17 protein-coding genes are annotated in these 15,913 nt (G+C 65.9%); 8 read left to right on the plus strand and 9 right to left on the minus strand.

Annotated features, from left to right (window positions below):
* Window positions 1-40 precede the first annotated feature (40 nt).
* The gene (locus QP803_RS18220) at window positions 41-1,162 is read left to right on the plus strand and encodes an AI-2E family transporter (RefSeq protein WP_284944904.1); all 1,122 of its coding nucleotides are present in this window, start codon (window positions 41-43) and stop codon (window positions 1,160-1,162) included.
* Between the two features lie 155 nt (window positions 1,163-1,317).
* On the opposite strand, the gene QP803_RS18225 is transcribed toward QP803_RS18220, so the two are convergent.
* Complete coding sequence (locus QP803_RS18225; protein ID WP_284944905.1) at window positions 1,318-2,427, minus strand: S-(hydroxymethyl)glutathione dehydrogenase/class III alcohol dehydrogenase; 1,110 nt, start codon at window positions 2,425-2,427, stop codon at window positions 1,318-1,320.
* Window positions 2,428-2,439: 12 nt separating this feature from the next.
* Window positions 2,440-3,591 carry an A/G-specific adenine glycosylase gene (locus QP803_RS18230; RefSeq protein WP_284944906.1) on the minus strand — a complete coding sequence of 384 codons (1,152 nt, stop codon included), beginning with the start codon at window positions 3,589-3,591 and terminating at the stop codon, window positions 2,440-2,442.
* On the opposite strand from QP803_RS18230, the gene QP803_RS18235 reads away from it, so the two are divergent.
* Genes QP803_RS18235 through QP803_RS18245 form a run of 3 tightly spaced genes read left to right on the plus strand, consistent with a single transcriptional unit; the run spans window position 3,572 to window position 8,224 of the window.
* Entirely contained in the window at window positions 3,572-4,078 is a 507-nt protein-coding gene (locus tag QP803_RS18235; RefSeq protein WP_284944907.1) for a DciA family protein, read from the plus strand. The genes QP803_RS18230 and QP803_RS18235 overlap by 20 nt on opposite strands.
* Window positions 4,079-4,132: 54 nt before the next feature.
* A complete protein-coding gene (locus tag QP803_RS18240) occupies window positions 4,133-4,747 on the plus strand; it encodes a DsbA family protein (protein ID WP_284944908.1) in 615 nt (204 codons plus the stop codon).
* A 6-nt stretch (window positions 4,748-4,753) separates the two neighbouring features.
* Window positions 4,754-8,224: a chromosome segregation SMC family protein gene (locus tag QP803_RS18245; protein ID WP_284944909.1), complete on the plus strand. Its 3,471-nt coding sequence runs from the start codon at window positions 4,754-4,756 to the stop codon at window positions 8,222-8,224.
* Between the two features lie 42 nt (window positions 8,225-8,266).
* Here QP803_RS18245 and QP803_RS18250 read toward each other — a convergent pair whose 3' ends face one another.
* The 7 genes from QP803_RS18250 to uraD form a co-directional block, all read right to left on the minus strand.
* Window positions 8,267-8,791 carry a F0F1 ATP synthase subunit B gene (locus QP803_RS18250; protein WP_284944910.1) on the minus strand — a complete coding sequence of 175 codons (525 nt, stop codon included), beginning with the start codon at window positions 8,789-8,791 and terminating at the stop codon, window positions 8,267-8,269.
* A 12-nt stretch (window positions 8,792-8,803) separates the two neighbouring features.
* A complete protein-coding gene (locus tag QP803_RS18255; protein WP_284944911.1) occupies window positions 8,804-9,400 on the minus strand; it encodes a F0F1 ATP synthase subunit B family protein in 597 nt (198 codons plus the stop codon).
* Between the two features lie 5 nt (window positions 9,401-9,405).
* Window positions 9,406-9,639 carry an ATP synthase subunit C family protein gene (locus QP803_RS18260; RefSeq protein ID WP_158805199.1) on the minus strand — a complete coding sequence of 78 codons (234 nt, stop codon included), beginning with the start codon at window positions 9,637-9,639 and terminating at the stop codon, window positions 9,406-9,408.
* Between the two features lie 27 nt (window positions 9,640-9,666).
* A complete protein-coding gene (locus tag QP803_RS18265; RefSeq protein WP_284944912.1) occupies window positions 9,667-10,419 on the minus strand; it encodes a F0F1 ATP synthase subunit A in 753 nt (250 codons plus the stop codon).
* 21 nt (window positions 10,420-10,440) lie between these two features.
* Window positions 10,441-10,746, minus strand: a complete 306-nt coding sequence (locus QP803_RS18270) for an AtpZ/AtpI family protein (RefSeq protein ID WP_284944913.1) — start codon at window positions 10,744-10,746, stop codon at window positions 10,441-10,443.
* A 136-nt stretch (window positions 10,747-10,882) separates the two neighbouring features.
* Window positions 10,883-11,242: a hydroxyisourate hydrolase gene (gene uraH, locus QP803_RS18275; RefSeq protein ID WP_284944914.1), complete on the minus strand. Its 360-nt coding sequence runs from the start codon at window positions 11,240-11,242 to the stop codon at window positions 10,883-10,885.
* Window positions 11,239-11,802, minus strand: coding sequence for a 2-oxo-4-hydroxy-4-carboxy-5-ureidoimidazoline decarboxylase (gene uraD / locus QP803_RS18280; protein WP_284944915.1), 564 nt, complete (start codon window positions 11,800-11,802; stop codon window positions 11,239-11,241). The genes uraH and uraD overlap by 4 nt, the downstream gene beginning before the upstream one ends.
* 239 nt (window positions 11,803-12,041) lie before the next feature.
* On the opposite strand from uraD, the gene QP803_RS18285 reads away from it, so the two are divergent.
* The 4 genes from QP803_RS18285 to QP803_RS18300 all read left to right on the plus strand — a co-directional run bounded on the left by QP803_RS18285 (window position 12,042) and on the right by QP803_RS18300 (window position 15,783).
* Window positions 12,042-13,136 (plus strand): sugar ABC transporter substrate-binding protein, encoded by a 1,095-nt coding sequence (locus QP803_RS18285; protein WP_284944916.1) that lies wholly within the window; start codon window positions 12,042-12,044, stop codon window positions 13,134-13,136.
* A gap of 85 nt (window positions 13,137-13,221) precedes the next feature.
* Complete coding sequence (locus QP803_RS18290; protein WP_284944917.1) at window positions 13,222-14,244, plus strand: ABC transporter permease; 1,023 nt, start codon at window positions 13,222-13,224, stop codon at window positions 14,242-14,244.
* Window positions 14,241-15,035 (plus strand): ATP-binding cassette domain-containing protein, encoded by a 795-nt coding sequence (locus QP803_RS18295; protein ID WP_284944918.1) that lies wholly within the window; start codon window positions 14,241-14,243, stop codon window positions 15,033-15,035. Before QP803_RS18290 ends, QP803_RS18295 begins: the two co-directional genes overlap by 4 nt.
* A gap of 190 nt (window positions 15,036-15,225) precedes the next feature.
* Entirely contained in the window at window positions 15,226-15,783 is a 558-nt protein-coding gene (locus QP803_RS18300; RefSeq protein ID WP_284947954.1) for a NifU family protein, read from the plus strand.
* Window positions 15,784-15,913 lie beyond the last annotated feature (130 nt).

Here is a 15,913-nt window from a genome sequence, read left to right on the forward strand (position 1 = left end):
GCGTCAAGCTCGCTATCGCCTGCACAAGGACTCCACACCCGTGACCGAACGTTTCATCATCTGGGTGCTCCTCGGCGCGCTGATCGCCGGCTGCCTTGCCGTGCTGTCGCCCTTCATCGCCGCCATTGCCTGGGCGGCCATCCTGACCTTCACGACCTGGCCGATCTACATCTGGTTGCGCACGCGGCTGCATCTCCATCGGATCGTAGCAGCGCTGCTGATGGTGTTCATGACGGCCTTCGTCATCCTGCTGCCGCTCAGCCTGATCGCCGAAAGCGGCATGGCCAATGCCGCCAATATCCGCCGCATGATCAACGAGGTGCTGATCTTCGGCCTGCCGCCCGCGCCGCCTTGGGTCGCCACCCTGCCAGCCTTCGGCTCGACCGTCAGCGATCTGTGGAACCATTGGTCCGCCGATCTGGAAAGCCTTTTGGCCGCCGTTCACCCCTATCTCGGCATGGTCGCCAAGGAAGGGCTTCTGGTGCTGGTCTCCATCACCAATGGCGTGGTGCGGATGGGCCTGGCCCTCTTCATCGCCTTCTTCCTGTTCCTCTATGGGGAGCCGCTGGCGCGGCATATCCGCGGCTTCCTGTACCGTATCGTGGGTGGGCAGTCGGAGCGGCTGCTGACCATCACCGGCGCCACCGTGCGCGGCGCGGTCTACGGCATTCTCGGCACCGCTTTGGTGCAGGGGATCATGCTGAGCCTCGGCCTTGGGGTCAGCGGCGTGCCGAATGCGCTATCGCTCGCCCTCGCCGGCACCTTCCTCTCGATGATACCGGGCGCTGGCGCGCTGATCTGGATTCCGGCCACGATCTGGCTGCTCAGCACGGGAAAGATCCTGGCCGGCATCCTGTTGGCGGCTTGGTGCGGCATCGGCATTTCGACGGCAGACAGTCTGGTCCGGCCCTGGTTCATCGCCCGTGGGGCGCATCTGCCCTTCCTGATCACGCTGCTCGGCGTGCTCGGCGGCGCCTTGGCCTTCGGCATCCTGGGCGTCTTTCTCGGCCCGGTTCTGCTCGGCGTCGCCTTCATCCTGGCGGAGGAATTCTCCAGCGGAATTCCCCTCACCAAGTCAGATCACATTCATGATGTGCAGACCGAGGAATCCCGGCAGGCGGCGGAAACCATCGCTGCCCTCCGCCGGGCCATGAAGACGTAGTATGTCGGGATTTAGGCTCATCAAAATGACGATCGTCACCCGCGCACTTGATGCGCGGGTCTACCCGTTACGGCGCCCAAACATCGTCAGGGCGCCGTAACGGGTAGGTGCGCGGATCAAGTCCGCGCATGACGAGGAGGGGTGTCAGTTCGACCTTAATACGTCACCACGGTCCGGATCGACTCGCCGCGCTTCATCAACCCGAAGCCCTCGTTGATCTGCTCGAAGGGCAGAACATGGGTGATGAGGTCGTCGATGTTGATCTTGCCGTCCATGTACCAATCGACGATGCGGGGCACATCGGTCCGGCCACGGGCGCCGCCGAAAGCCGTGCCCATCCACTGCCGCCCGGTCACGAGTTGGAACGGCCGCGTGCTGATCTCCGCGCCTGACGGGGCCACGCCGATGATGATGGATTTGCCCCAACCGCGATGGGCGCATTCCAGGGCCTGGCGCATCACCTTCACATTGCCGATGCATTCGAAGGTGTAATCGGCGCCGCCCTTGGTGAGGTTCACGAGATAGGGCACCAGATCGCCCTCGACCTCGCTCGGATTGACGTAATGGGTCATGCCGAACTTCTCGGCCATCGGAATGCGGCCGGGGTTGAGATCGACGCCCACGATCATCTCCGCACCCGCAAGCCGCGCGCCCTGGACCACGTTCAGGCCGATGCCACCCAGGCCGAAGACCACGACCTTCGCGCCGGGCTCGACCTTCGCGGTATTGATTACCGCGCCGATGCCGGTGGTGACACCGCAGCCGATATAGCAAACCTTCTCGAAGGGCGCGTCTTCCCGAATTTTCGCCAGCGCAATCTCGGGCAGCACCGTGAAGTTCGAAAAGGTCGAGGTGCCCATGTAGTGGTGGATCGCCTCCCCGCCGCTGGAAAAGCGCGAGGTGCCGTCCGGCATCAAGCCCTTGCCCTGGGTCGAGCGGATGGCGACGCAAAGGTTTGTCTTGCGGCTGAGGCAATATTCGCACTGGCGGCATTCCGGCGTGTAGAGCGGAATGACGTGGTCGCCCTTCTTCAGGCTGGTGACACCGGCGCCGACATCGACCACCACGCCCGCGCCTTCATGGCCCAGGATCGAAGGGAAGATGCCCTCGGGGTCGGCACCCGACAGGGTGAATTCATCGGTGTGGCAAATACCGGTGGCCTTGATCTCGACCAGCACCTCCCCGGCGCGCGGGCCTTCGAGATCGATGGTCTCCAGACTCAGCGGCTGGCCGGCGGCACGGGCAACGGCGGCGCGGGTCTTCATCGGGTGGCTCCCTTAAACGAGAAGGTCTGTGGGCACAGGGTGTGCCGGCTCAGCCGCTTTTTCGCCCAAGCCGAGGCATTTGGCCATGAGGCTGGACAGCGCCTGGCGCGGTAAATCCTCAGGCGGGCACAAAAAACCATCCCCCATCGCGGAGACGGGCACCATCGGCACAGCGGCGGCATAAACATCGAGTAGCAGCTCGAAATGGGTGAAAACATGCCGCACCGTGCCGCGCTTCACCCAGTTGGCCGGAACCGGGGCGAAACGAAGCGCCTCCGCCGTCTCCCAAGGATCGGCGCGCCACTCCGTGCCGGGGATTTCGATCATGCCGCCGAGCAGGCCACTCGGCGGCCGGCGCCGCAGGAGAAGCTGGCCATTGCCGACGGTCAGGCGGAAATGCACGCCATGGCGGCGGGGCCGCACGGCCTTCGGCGTCTTGCGCGGCAGGATGGCCGCGACGCCGAGCCGGCGCGCCTGACAGGGATCGGACCAGGGACAGAGGGTGCAGGCCGGCGCCGTGGGCGTGCAAATGGTGGCGCCGAGGTCGAACAGCGCCTGCGCGGTGTCGGAGGGTGCGGCCCTGGCCGCCGCATCCTCCGCCAACAGCGCCGCCGCCGCGCCAATGGCCGGGCGACTTTGCGGCAGCGGCGTCTCGATCGCGAAGATGCGGCTGACCACGCGCTCGACATTGCCGTCCACGGGAATGACCGGCAGGCCGAGGGCGATGGCCCCCACCGCCGCCGCCGTATACGCGCCGATGCCGGGCAAGGCGCGCAGACCCTCGACCGTCTTGGGGAAATCGCCGAGTGCCGTCACGGCGCGGGCGCAGGCCAGCAGATTGCGGGCGCGGGCGTAATAGCCAAGGCCGGCCCAGGCCGCCATGACATCGCCGTCCTCGGCCGCCGCGAGCGCCTGCACGCTTGGGTAAAGCCTGAGGAAACGTTCATAATAGGGGATGACGGCAGTGACCGTGGTCTGCTGTAGCATGATCTCGGAGAGCCAGACCCGATACGGAGTCGCCTCTTCGCCAGGCTCCGCCCGCCAGGGCAGGCTGCGGCGATGGCGGGCGTACCAGGCCAGCAATGACGTGACGGAAGGCCGTGGAGAGATGAGCGACGTCAGGGGTAAGGACACGGCCGACAGGATGACGCCGGCCAAGGCCATCAGCAAGACCAAGGCGGACAGCCCGCAGGAAGCGCCGCGCGCCTACGGGCCCCGGTCGATCGGCGGCCTGATCGCACGCGTAACGCGACCCGGCTTTCGCCGCCGCTCACCCGCTTCGGTGCAGGTGATGACCGAGTGGCTGGACATCCTGGGGCCCGATCTCGGCCACCGCACCGTGCCGCAGAAATTCACCGCCGGCACGCTGACCATCGGCTGCGCGGGGCCAACGGCGATGGAGCTGCAACACCTGGCGCCGCAGCTCATTGCCCGCATCAACGGTCATGTCGGACAAAACCTGATTCAGCGACTCCGCTTCGTCCAGCAACCGGATGCGGCCGTCGCGGCAGCGAGCGCCGGTCGCCATCGGCCCGCCGCAAAACCGCCGCCGGAGCTGGATATGGCACCCGGCCCCTTGCGCGATGCGCTCGCCAGGCTTGCCCAGGCGATTGAGCAACGGCAGCCCCCGCCCAAGGGTCGTCGTGGCTAAATATCGACAGCTAGTTATTTTTTCTGCTAACGACACAAGATATTGAGGGTAGCGATGATGATCTCTCGCCGTTTTCTGATGACCGCCAGTGCGGCCACCACCGGCCTGATGGCCTTTCCGGTCCTCGGCCACGCCGCCGATGCGCCGGCCACAGAAGGGCCGCGCTCGATCGGCTCACCGACCGCGAAGGTGACTGTGGAGGAGTTCTTCTCCCTCACCTGCACGCATTGCGCGCATTTCTCGAACACCACGATGCCGCAGGTGATGGACAAGCTCATCACGCCGGGCAAGCTGCGGATCGTCTATCACGACTTCCCGCTGGACGGCGTGGCCCTCGAAGCGGCCATGGTGGCCCGCTCGCTGCCGCCGGAACAGTATTTCCCCTTCTGCAGCGCCCTTTTCGCGAGCCAGGACCGCTGGGCCTTCGCCCAGGGCGTGAACTACACGGATGAAATCTGGAAGATGGCGGCGCTGGCCGGCATGGCGCGCGCGACCTTCGACAAGGCCATCGCCGACACCGCGCTCAAGACCTGGATCCAGACCCAGCAGGTTGCGGACGAGAAGACCTATAATATCGAAGCGACGCCAACCTTCCTGATCAACGGCAAGGCGATGCCGGGCGACCTGAGCTACGACGAGCTCGTCGCGGCCCTCGGCCCCATCGGCTAACCCGCGATGGCCGCACGACTTGCCCGACTGCGGATCGCGGGGTTCAAAAGCTTCGCGGATACGACCAGCCTGGACATCCTTCCCGGCCTGACGGGCATCATCGGCCCGAATGGCTGCGGCAAGTCGAATATCGTGGACGCGCTCCGCTGGGCGATGGGGGAGGCGAGCGCACGCTCCCTCCGTGGCGGCGAGATGGATGACATCATCTTCGCCGGCACCACGGCACGCCCGTCCCGCAATATCGCGGAAGTGACGGTCACGCTGGAAGAAGCGGCGGGCGTCGTGCCGCCACCGCATCACGAACAGGCCGAGTTGGAGATCACCCGCCGGATCGAACGCGGTTCCGGCAGCCAATATCGCGTCAACGGGCGGGAGTTCCGGGCGCGGGACGTGCAAACCCTGTTCGCCGATCTCGCCAGTGGGGCGCGCAGCTGCGCCATGGTCGGCCAGGGTCGAGTCGCCGCCATCGTCGGTGCCAAGCCCGAGGAGCGAAGGGCGATCCTGGAGGAAGCGGCGGGCATCGCCGGCCTATCCGCCCGGCGGCATGAGGCGGAGCTGAAGCTCCGCGCCACCGAGGCGAACCTCCAACGCGCGGATGATCTGCGCGGTCAGGTCGAGGTCCAACTTCAGGCCTTGCAGCGTCAGGCGCGCCAGGCCGCCCGCTACCGCACGCTGTCGGTGTCCATCCGCACCGCGGAGGCGGAGTTCATCGCCATTCAGCATCTCCGTGCCGAGCGGAACCGCGAAGAAGCGCGCCAAGCCCTGGTCGCCGCCCGCGCCGCCGCCGAAGCCGCGACCGCCGCCTGTCAGGCGGCCATGACCCAGCATGGCGCGGGGGAGGGCACCCTGCCGCCGCTGCGCATGGCCGAAGCCGAGGCCCGCACCGCGCTCGAGCGCCAGCGCGTCGCGGCCGAGCACCTAGCCGCCGAGGACGGGCGCGCCCGCGCCGCCATCGCCGCCGCCACGCAGCGCCTGGACCATGCGACCCGGGATTTGGAGCGCGCCCGCGCCCTGATGAACGACGCCGCCGCCGCCGAACGCCGCCTCGCGACGGAGGATGCGGCGCTTGCCATTGCCGAGACGGAGTCCGCTGCGCGACTCGTGGCCGCCGAAACCGCGATGCGCGTGGCCGCCGAAGCCGCGCGGGAGGCGGAAGCGGCGTCGCAATCGGCCGTGGAACGGAATGCCGCCCTCACCGCCCAGAGCCAGACACTGACCCAGCGGCTGCAACAAGCCGAGCAGCGGGCGCGGCGCCTGATCGAACAGGTGGCACGGCTGATCGCCGATCGCGACCGGCTCGCGGTCGATCTCGTGCCCGCGGAGAAACTCGTCGAAGCCCGTGACGCCGTGACCACCGCCGAAGCCGCCCGCACGACAGCCTCAGCCCGACTGGACGCCGCCGAACGTGCCCGCCAAGCGGCGCAGGCCGCGCTGACCTCCGCGCGCGAGCGCGGCCATACGACGGAAGCGGCTGCCACCAAGCTGCGTACCGAAATCCGGGCGCTCACGGAAATTCTGAGCGTCGGCGGCAGCAGTGGCTGGCCGCCGATGGTCGACGCCCTCACGGTGCCTCCGGGTCTGGAAGCGGCCCTCGGTGCAGCGCTGGGTGAGGAACTCGGCGCCGCCGCAAACCCGGAAGCGGCACGACATTGGCGCGAACTACCGCCGTCGGAGACCGAGGCAGAGCTGCCCGAAGGCTGCACCCCGCTCGCCGGTCTCGTCGGTGGGCCGGCCGCACTCGGCCGTGCCCTGTCCCGCATCGCCCTCGCCTCCGCCGAAGCAGCGCCCGATTTGCAGGCGCAGCTCCAGCCCGGCCAGACCATCGTCTCCGAAGCCGGGGGTGTCTGGCGCTGGGACGGCTATACCGTGCGCGCCGGCACGCCGACATCCGCCACCGTGCGGCTGACCCAGCGCAACCGCCTCGCCCGTCTCAAGGAGGATGGCGCGCGTGCGGACGCCGCCGCCGCTGAGGCACGCACCGCTCAGGACGCCGCCCAGGCCGCCGAGCGCACGAGTGTCGCGGAGGAGCAGGCCGCCCGCGCCTCGCGGCGGGACACGGAACTCGCGGCGGAAAAGAGCCGCGCCACCAGCACCTCCCTCGCCGCACGCGCGGCCGCCGCCGAAGCGCGGCTGGGTGGCGTCGCGACCCAGGTCGAAACGGCGGAGCCGGAGAAGCGCGAGGCCGAAGCGGCCCTCGCGGCCTCCAAAGCCGAGGCCGCCGCCCTGCCCGATCTCAGCCTGATGCGCGCCGAGGCCGAGCGGGCCCGCGCGACCCTCACCGCCGCGCGCCGCGAGGAAGCCGAAAGCCGCGCCCGACATGACGGGCTGGTCCGTGACATCGCGCTGCGCACGCAGCGTCGTCAGGCTCTGGCGCGAGAACGCGAAAGCTGGGCGGAACGCGCCCAGTCATCGGCCGCCCATATCGCCGATCTCGACCAGCGCCGCGCCGAGGCCGCCGCCGACCACGCGGCGGTCGCCGGTGCGCCTGCCCGCCTCGCCGCCGAGCGTGGCGAACAAGCCGAACGCCTGGCCGAGGCGGAGGCGCAGCACACAGCGGCCGTCGCGCGATTGAGTGCGGCCGAAGCCGAGGCGCGGGCCGCTGAAAAAGCCTCCCGCGCCGCCGAGACGGCGCAGGTCTTGGCGCGCGAAACCATGCTGCGGGCCGAGGGCGCGCTCGCCCAGGCCGATCACGCCTGGGGCACGGTCGCCGAGCGCGTGCTGGAACGCTTGGGCGTCAATCCCACCTTCCCCGACATCACCGGCGAGCCTACCCCGGACGCCGAGGAGCGCGGTCGCCGCCGGTTCGAGCGGCTGACCAAGGAGCGGGACGAGATGGGTCCGGTCAATCTGCGGGCCGAGATCGAGGCCGAGGAACTGGGGCGCCAGATCGCCTTGATCGAAAGCGAAAAGGGCGACCTGACCGAGGCCATCGCCAAGCTGCGCGGCTCGGTCGGCCATCTCAACAAGGAAGGGCGCGAGCGGCTGACCGCCGCTTTCGTGGAAATCGACAAGCATTTCCAGCAGCTTTACACGCGCATGTTCGGCGGTGGCCGGGCCCATCTGGCCCTCGTTGGCTCGGATGATCCGCTGGAGGCAGGCTTGGAGATCTTCGCCCAGCCGCCGGGTAAGAAGCTCGCAGCCCTCTCGCTACTGTCGGGTGGGGAGCAGGCGCTGACCGCCCTGTCCCTCATCTTCGCGGTGTTCCGCTGCAATCCGGCGCCGCTCGCCGTGCTCGATGAGGTCGATGCGCCGCTGGACGACGCCAATGTCGAACGTCTCTGCACCCTGCTGAACGATGTGGTGCGGGAAACGGGAACGCGCTTCCTCGTCGTCACCCATCACCACCACACCATGGCGCGGATGGACCGCCTCTATGGCGTCACGATGATGGAGCGCGGCGTGTCGCGCCTGTTGTCGGTCGATCTCAGCCGGGCTGTTGCGATGACCGAGCCATCACCCAGGATGGCCGCCGAGTAGGGTGGAAGCGCGCAGCGTGATCCGCCGCCCAATGGTGGCGCGTTACGCCGCGCGGCGGGTGAAAGCGCTCGGAATTTCCGCGATGGCGTGATCCACCAGTGCCGCGTCTTCGGCCGGGGTCAGGGCACCGTCGCGCAAGGCCTGCGCCGTCGCGGCAATAGCCACATCGGTCGCGATTGACCGCACCTCGGCAATGGCCGAAGCCTCGGCGGCGGCGATGCGCTCATGCGCCATACGTTCCCGCCCGCGGGTGCGCATCTCAGCCTCTGCCGCCAATTCCTTGGCGAAACGCGCCGCTTCTTCCTTGGCACGGGCCAGCATGTCCCGCGCTTCGACCAGCGCCTCATCCCGGCGGCGCTTGGCGTCGGCCAGCATGACCTCGGCCTCGGCCTTCAGCCGCGCCGCCTCATCCAAGGCGAGCCGCACGCCATCGGCGCGCGCATCCAGCATCTTCTCGATGACCGTGAGGATCTTGCGGCCGAATAGGGCCGCGAAGATCAGAACCGAGATGAAGACCCAGAAGGTGCCGTGGAACCACGGCGTGCTGGCGAGGGATTCGTATTCCATCTGCGGCTATCCTTAGGCTTGGCCGTACGCGGCGAGCGCCGTGTCGAGGCCTGGGCCGAGCAGCGCGTCATTGGCTGGCGCGCCGGTCAACCGGGCCAGAAGAAGGCTCGACACTTCTTGCGCGACCGGCCGGATGGCCGCCATGGCGCTGGCCCGTGCCGCCGCGATCTGGGTTTCGGCCTGGGCCAACTGCGCATCGAGCTTGGCAGAAACCTCGGCCGCGTCCTTCGCGGCCTCAGCCTTCGCCGTCTCGATCGCCGTATTGATCTCAGACTGAGCCGCCTCGCGCGCCGACTTGATGGCGTCCCGCAACTCGGCAATGGCGGCATCGGCCTGCGCCTTGGCGATTCGGGCCGCGTTCAGATCGGCCTCGATCCCCTGGGCGCGATCGGCCAGCACCGTCCCCACGGCGGGCAGCGCCCAACGGGACAGGATGAAATACAGCGCCACCATGATGATCACCAGCCACACGACTTCGCTGCCGGTCAGAGGATTCTTGAAATCCATCTGAGGCATTTTCGAGCCGCCCCCTTCCTGCGCCAGAGCGGCGACGGGCGTGAGGAACGGCAGAAACAGAAGTGCGGATGCGGTGGTCAGGAAGCGGCGCATGTCGATCAGGTAAAGAGGATGACCAGCGCGATAACGAGCGCGTACAGGGCGACCGCTTCCGTCAGCGCGAAGCCCAGCAGCACGTCGCGGAACATCTTGTCGCGGGCGGCCGGGTTACGGCCGACGGCGGAGACGAAGGCGCCGAACAGATTGCCAATACCCACGCCGGCACCGGCAACGCCGATGGTCGCGAGGCCTGCGCCGATGTCCTTGGCGAGAAGCGCAGAATTGATGTCCATAATCCTAGTGTCCTTTCAGAATTCAGATCAATGCATATGCACGGCGTCGTGCAGATACAGGCAGGTCAGGATGGCGAAGACATAGGCCTGGAGACATGCCACCAGCACCTCCAGCCCCATCAACGCCACGTTCAGACCAAGGGGAATGATGGAAGCGACCGCGCCGAACACGCCGAGGCTCGCCGTGAGCAAGATCATGAAGCCGGCGAAGACCTCAAGCATCACGTGGCCGGCGGTCATATTGGCGAAGAGACGCACAGAGAGCGAAACCGGCCGCGACAGGTAGGAGATGATCTCGATCGGCACCAGCAGCGGCAGCAGCCAGCCGGGCACGCCATCGGGGACGAAGAATTTGAGGAAGCGGAAGCCGTGGACATAGAACCCGACCGCGGTCGAGAACAGGAACACGAACAAGGCCATCGTCAGCGTCACCACGATCCCGCTGGTGAAGGCGAAGAAATAGGGGAAGAGGCCGAGCAGATTGCCGAGCAGAATGAAGATGAACAGGGTGAAGACGAGGGGGAAGAACTTCCGTCCCTCCGGCCCGATCGTATCCACGCACATATTATAGATGAATTCGTAAATAATCTCGACCAGGGACTGCAAGCGGCCGGGCACGACAGCGCGCGCGCGCAGACCGACAGCGAATAGCACGACGACGATCGCACTCGCGACGAGCATCATCTCGTTCGCATTGGTGAAATTGACCGAAGCCCCAATAGGCCCAAGCCCCGAGGTCAATCGGAATTGGCCAAGAGCGTCGATCGAAGGACCAGCCATAAACGTTTCCCAGCAGCCGCTTTAGGTCTTGTCACCCGGGCCCACCGCCCGGATCAGATTACGTATCCCCGCCGCCGCGCCGATCGGCACGAAAGCAATCATAAACCAAGGCCGCGTGTGCAACAGCCGATCCAAACCCCAACCGATGACCACGGCGATTACGAGTGCCGCAACCATTTCCACGCCCAGCCGCATCGCCAGCCGAATGGCATTGCCCTCGGAATTATCCGGTGGCTTGCCCGGGCTCGGCGGCTTGTCCATGCCGGCTTGATCGCGCGCCGAGGCTAAACGTTCCTCGAATGACTTTTCCTCGCGACCGCCGACCATGACCCTGCCCCCACATCACGTCTGACCCGCCAAAATCGGGCTGGCCCAGGGCACCCGTCTGCTACCGACGCCCCCCTACTGTGTCAAGGACATGAAGACGACAACAGGTGCTGGCACGGCAGGCTTATAAGGGTACTCAGCCGCCTCGGTAGGTGCTGTAGCCGTAGGGCGAAAGGATGAGGGGAATGTGGTAATGGCCGCTCGGTTCGGTGACCCGAAAGCGGATGGCGATCCGGTCGTAGAAGCTGTCCTGGCCGAGGCGCCGCTGATAGGCATCGGCTTCGAAGACCACCTCATAAGTCGCGGCTTCGAGCGGAATGACAGTCTGGTCGAGCAGCCAACGGCCGCCTTCGTCGGTCATCCAATGGCCCAGCATAACGCGGTCACCCGCCGCATCGATGCGCGCCAGAGTAAAAGCAAGCCCGTCGCCCGCACGCCCGCGCGCCGTGTCCAGCACATGCAGACTCAGACGCCCTTTTGTCGCATCGGCACTCACGTCATCGCATCCGTGCAGGCGGCATCGTCGATCAGGGCGTCGAGGCGGAAGCCCGCGATCTTCACCACCTCCGCCATCGCCGTCTCCTGCTCGTCCTCGGGGGTCGCCTCGAAGCGTTGGGTCATCGCCGCCAGAATGGCCGCGCGGTCGCGTACGCCGCGCACGGCGATGATGAAGGGAAAGCCGAACCGTTCGAAATAGGCGAGGTTCATCGCCGCGAAGGCGGTTTCCTCATCCCCCGCCAAGTGGTCGAGCCCCATGCCGGCCTGCTCGTTCCGTGAATTCTCGGTGAGATCATCGGTGCGCGGTTTGGCGCTGCCCAGCATGGGGTGGGCCGCCAGCAACGCCACGCGATCTTCCACGGCCGCGCAATGAACCGCCGCCGTCATCGCACTGAGCATCGCTCGCCTGGAGTGGAACGGGCGCGCGGCCGCCACCCGCTCAGCGATCCAGGGCGTACGCTCGAAAACATCCCCAAACCGACCCACGAACGCGCCCACCGAGAGGTCGTTGACGGCCCAGAGTGGGATCGGATGAGAGCCGTCCGAACTTTCCATCATTTGTGCTGGTTCACATCTTTTGCCACTGAAGTAACGACGCAATCTTGATGGACGATCAAGACCATAAATGATGATGTTCGGTGCTCACGGCAGACATTGACACAACAAAAGACCGAGTACCACATACGCCCGCTCGAGTTCGCGAGCGCGCCGATGGGCCAAGCCGTCGGCGCCATGATAATGCGCTGCGGGCCGATGTCCTAGCCGGACGACGTCCATGCGGTTTTTGGGAGAATAAGATGGACGATGATCAAGGCCGCACAACGGTCGATTCGGCTGAACTCACCAAGGGCTTCCAGCGCCGCGGTATGTTGACCGGCGCCATTGCCGGCTCGGCCGCCGCCATACTGGCAGGCCTCGCCTCGAAGGCCCGCGCGGCGGAAGGCGCGTTCCCGGAGCATCCCCGTTGGAAGTTCGTCTTCGTCAACCATGTGACGACGAACCCCTTCTTCGTGCCGACCCAGTACGGCATCGCCGATGCCTGCAAGCTGCTCGGCTGCACCTATCAGTGGACGGGTTCCGCCACCAGCGACGCCGGCCAGATGGTCAATGCCATGAACGCCGCCATCGCCGGCAAGGCCGATGCCATCGCCACCTGCCTCGTCGATCCGAAGGCGTTCGACGCGCCGACGGAACGCGCCATGAACGCCGGCATTCCGGTCTTCGCCTATAATGCGGACGTGCCCCTGGGCGCCCCGAACAAGCGCCTCGCCTATATCGGCCAGGATCTTTACAAGGCCGGCTATAACATGGGCCTGCGCATCGCCAGCGAAGTGGACGGCGGCAAGGTTGCCCTGTTCATCGCGACGCCCGGCCAGCTCAACATCCAGCCGCGCTTTGACGGCGCCAAGGATGCCATCGCGAAGTCCGGCAAGCCGATCACCGTCGAAGAAGTGGCGAGCGGCCCGACGCTGAACGAAGAGATCAGCAAGGTGAAGGCCTATTACCTTGGCCATCAGGACGTGAAGGGCATGTATGCCGTCGACGGCGGCACCACGCTGGGCGTCGCCGAGTGCATGAAGCAGTACGGCCTCGCCGCGAAGGGCATTCATGGCGGCGGTTTCGACCTGCTGCCCCGCACGCTTGAGATCATCAACGAAGGCGAGTGCGATTTCACCATCGATCAGCAGCCCTACCTCCAGGGCTTCTACACGGTGATGGAGATGTTCATGTTCAAGGCGTCCGGCGGCCTCGTGGGTCCGGCGGATATCAACACCGGCCTGAAGTTCGTCACCAAGGATACGGTCAAGCCGTATCTCGCGAGCAAGACCCGCTACGAAGGCAATTCGGGCGAGGCACAGATCGTGGCGTCCACGGGCCCCGTCGGTGGCTAAGTCTGTCGGCGGCTAAGTCTAAAGGCGGGCGCCGCTATGGCGCCCGCCTCCTTCGCCTGCGGGCGTCTATGATATTGGAACCAACGTGAGCGCAAATTTACAGCAGCCCCTCAAGGCCGAAGCCCCGGTCAGGCGACCGCCGGGTTTTGGTGAGCGGGCCCTCTTCAATTTCCTGCGGATCCGGGAAGCCAGTATTCTGGTCGTCGCGATCCTGCTCATCATTTATTTCGAGAGCTCGAACAGCAACTTCCTGACCAATGCGAATCTGCAGACGCTGTCGCAGTTCATCTCCGCCCCCGTGGTCATCGCCTGCGGCGAGATCATGCTGCTGATCTGCGGCGAGATCGATCTGTCCGTCGGCATGGTCTTCGCGCTTGCGCCCTTCATCATGTATTTCGGAACGACGCTCGGCCTGCCGCTGATCCTGTCGATGATCCTGGCCTTGGTCGTGGCCTCGGGCATCGGCTTCATCAACGGCTTCATCACCGTCAAGCTCCGCGTCCCCTCCTTCGTCACCACGCTCGGCACGCTGTTCCTCATCAATGGCCTGACGCTCACGCTGTCCAAGGGCTTCCCCGTCGATACCCCCACCAACGGTCTCTTCACCGTCCTGATGGGCAATGCCGGCTATGCCGAGATCATCTGGGCAGTCGTTGTCGTCGCCATCATGCATGTCGTCCTGCGCAAGACGCGCTGGGGCCTGCATACCATCGCGGTCGGCGGCAACCTGCTCGGCGCCGCGGAATCCGGCATTAACGTGCCCCGCGTGAAGATCGGCAACTTCATGCTGACCAGCGTGCTCGGCGCCCTCGCCGGCATCCTGGAGGCCTCGCGCATCGGCTCGATCGATCCGCTGGCCGGCGGCACCAATATGATGTTCCTCGCGGTGGCGGCGAGCGTCATCGGCGGCACCTCCCTCATGGGCGGCGCAGGCACGATCATCGGCGGCCTGTTCGGTGGCCTCGTGCTGGGCGTGTTGCAGGATGGCTTCACCATCGACGGCATCAACGCCTTCACCTTCGACATGATCATCGGCGGCGCCATTCTGCTCGCCATGATCTTCAACATCCATTTCGCGCGGCTGCGCACCATGGGACGGCGTTCATGAGCCAGATCAGCGCAACCCCCGTGGCGAACGGGGCCGCCGACGTCCTTCGGGCCGATAATATCGTCAAGCGCTTTGGCGCGGTCACCGCCCTGAACGGCGTCTCTCTGCACCTCAAGAAGGGCGAGATGCTGGGCATCCTGGGCGATAACGGCGCCGGCAAATCGACGCTGATCAAGATCCTCACCGGCTTCCAGGCGCCGACGAGCGGCACGATGACGATCGACGGACAGCAGGTCGCCCTGAAGTCGGTCGATCACGCCCGCGCCCTGGGCATCGAATGCGTCTATCAGGACCTGGCGCTCGTGCCCGGCCTGTCGATCTATCACAACATGTTCCTCAATCGGGAGCCGCTGCGGCCCTGGCCGTTCCGGTTGCTGGACAACAAGCAGATGCGCCGCCGTGCAGTGGAGGCGCTGGAGGATATCGGCGTCAACATCCCCTCCGTCGATGAGGAGGTGGCGATGCTGTCCGGCGGTCAACGCCAGGCCGTGGCAATTGCCCGCGCTGTTTATTCCAAGGCCAAGATCCTGCTGCTCGATGAGCCGCTGGCGGCCATGGGCGCCCGTGAATCCGGCCTGATCCTCGATCTGATCGACCGCCTCAAGAAGCGCGGCGAGCTGTCGCTGATCATGATCGCGCATAACTACGCACAGACTCTGGAAGTCTGCGACCGGATCATGCTGTTCCAGCATGGTGAGGTCACCTTCCAGGCGAAATCCTCGGAGACGTCGGTCCCCGAGCTGCTGGACGTGGTGAAGCAGAATTATAAGGTCGTGCGCGGCGCGGCTTAGGTTCGGCGGATAACGCTGCGCTCATCCGCCCTACAGGGGTACGGCCTCGTAGGGTGGATGAGCGCAGCGTTATCCACCATCAAGCCTCCTCCGTCTTGCAATCCAGGCCCCAGAGGATGATGAGTTACCGGACCGCTACCGTCCTGTATGACTATGCGCGCATCATCCTCTGGAATGGGCTGTGACATCCATGTTCATCGAAACCGAAGGCACCCCGAACCCCGCCACCCTGAAGTTCCTTCCGGGCCGCGATGTCATGGGTTCGTCCACCGCCGATTTCGCGTCTTCGGACGCCGCGCGGCGCAGCCCGCTCGCCAGCGCGCTGTTCACCATCCCCGGCATTTCCCGCGTGTTCCTCGGCAATGACTTCATCACCGTCACGAAGACCGAGGATGAGGATTGGCCGGAGTTGAAGCCGCAGGTCCTCGGCACGCTGATGGATCATTTCCTGTCGGGTCGCCCAACGATCGAAGCGACCGGCGCCGCTGCCTTGGAAGACGTCTCCCCCGAAGACCAGGAGATTGTGGACCAGATCAAGGAGCTGCTGGACACGCGCGTGCGACCGGCCGTGGCCAGCGACGGCGGTGACATCGTGTTCCACGGCTATCGGGATGGCGTCGTTACGCTGCATATGCAGGGCGCTTGTAGCGGCTGCCCCTCCTCCCGCGCGACGTTGAAGCACGGCATCGAGAACATGCTTCGCCATTACGTGCCCGAAGTCGTGTCCGTCGAGCAGGTTGAACTCTAGCCTCTACGCTGATCTCGCGACGTTGATATGGGCGAGCCGCGTGCTATCAGTTCCCGGCTGTAGCCGGGGACTGGATTGATGACGGACACGACAGACTTTCGCGAAATCGCTCCTCCAGCTGTCGTGGCCG

The sequence above is a fragment of the Acidisoma sp. PAMC 29798 genome (assembly GCF_030252425.1).
GTDB lineage: Bacteria > Pseudomonadota > Alphaproteobacteria > Acetobacterales > Acetobacteraceae > Acidisoma > Acidisoma cladoniae.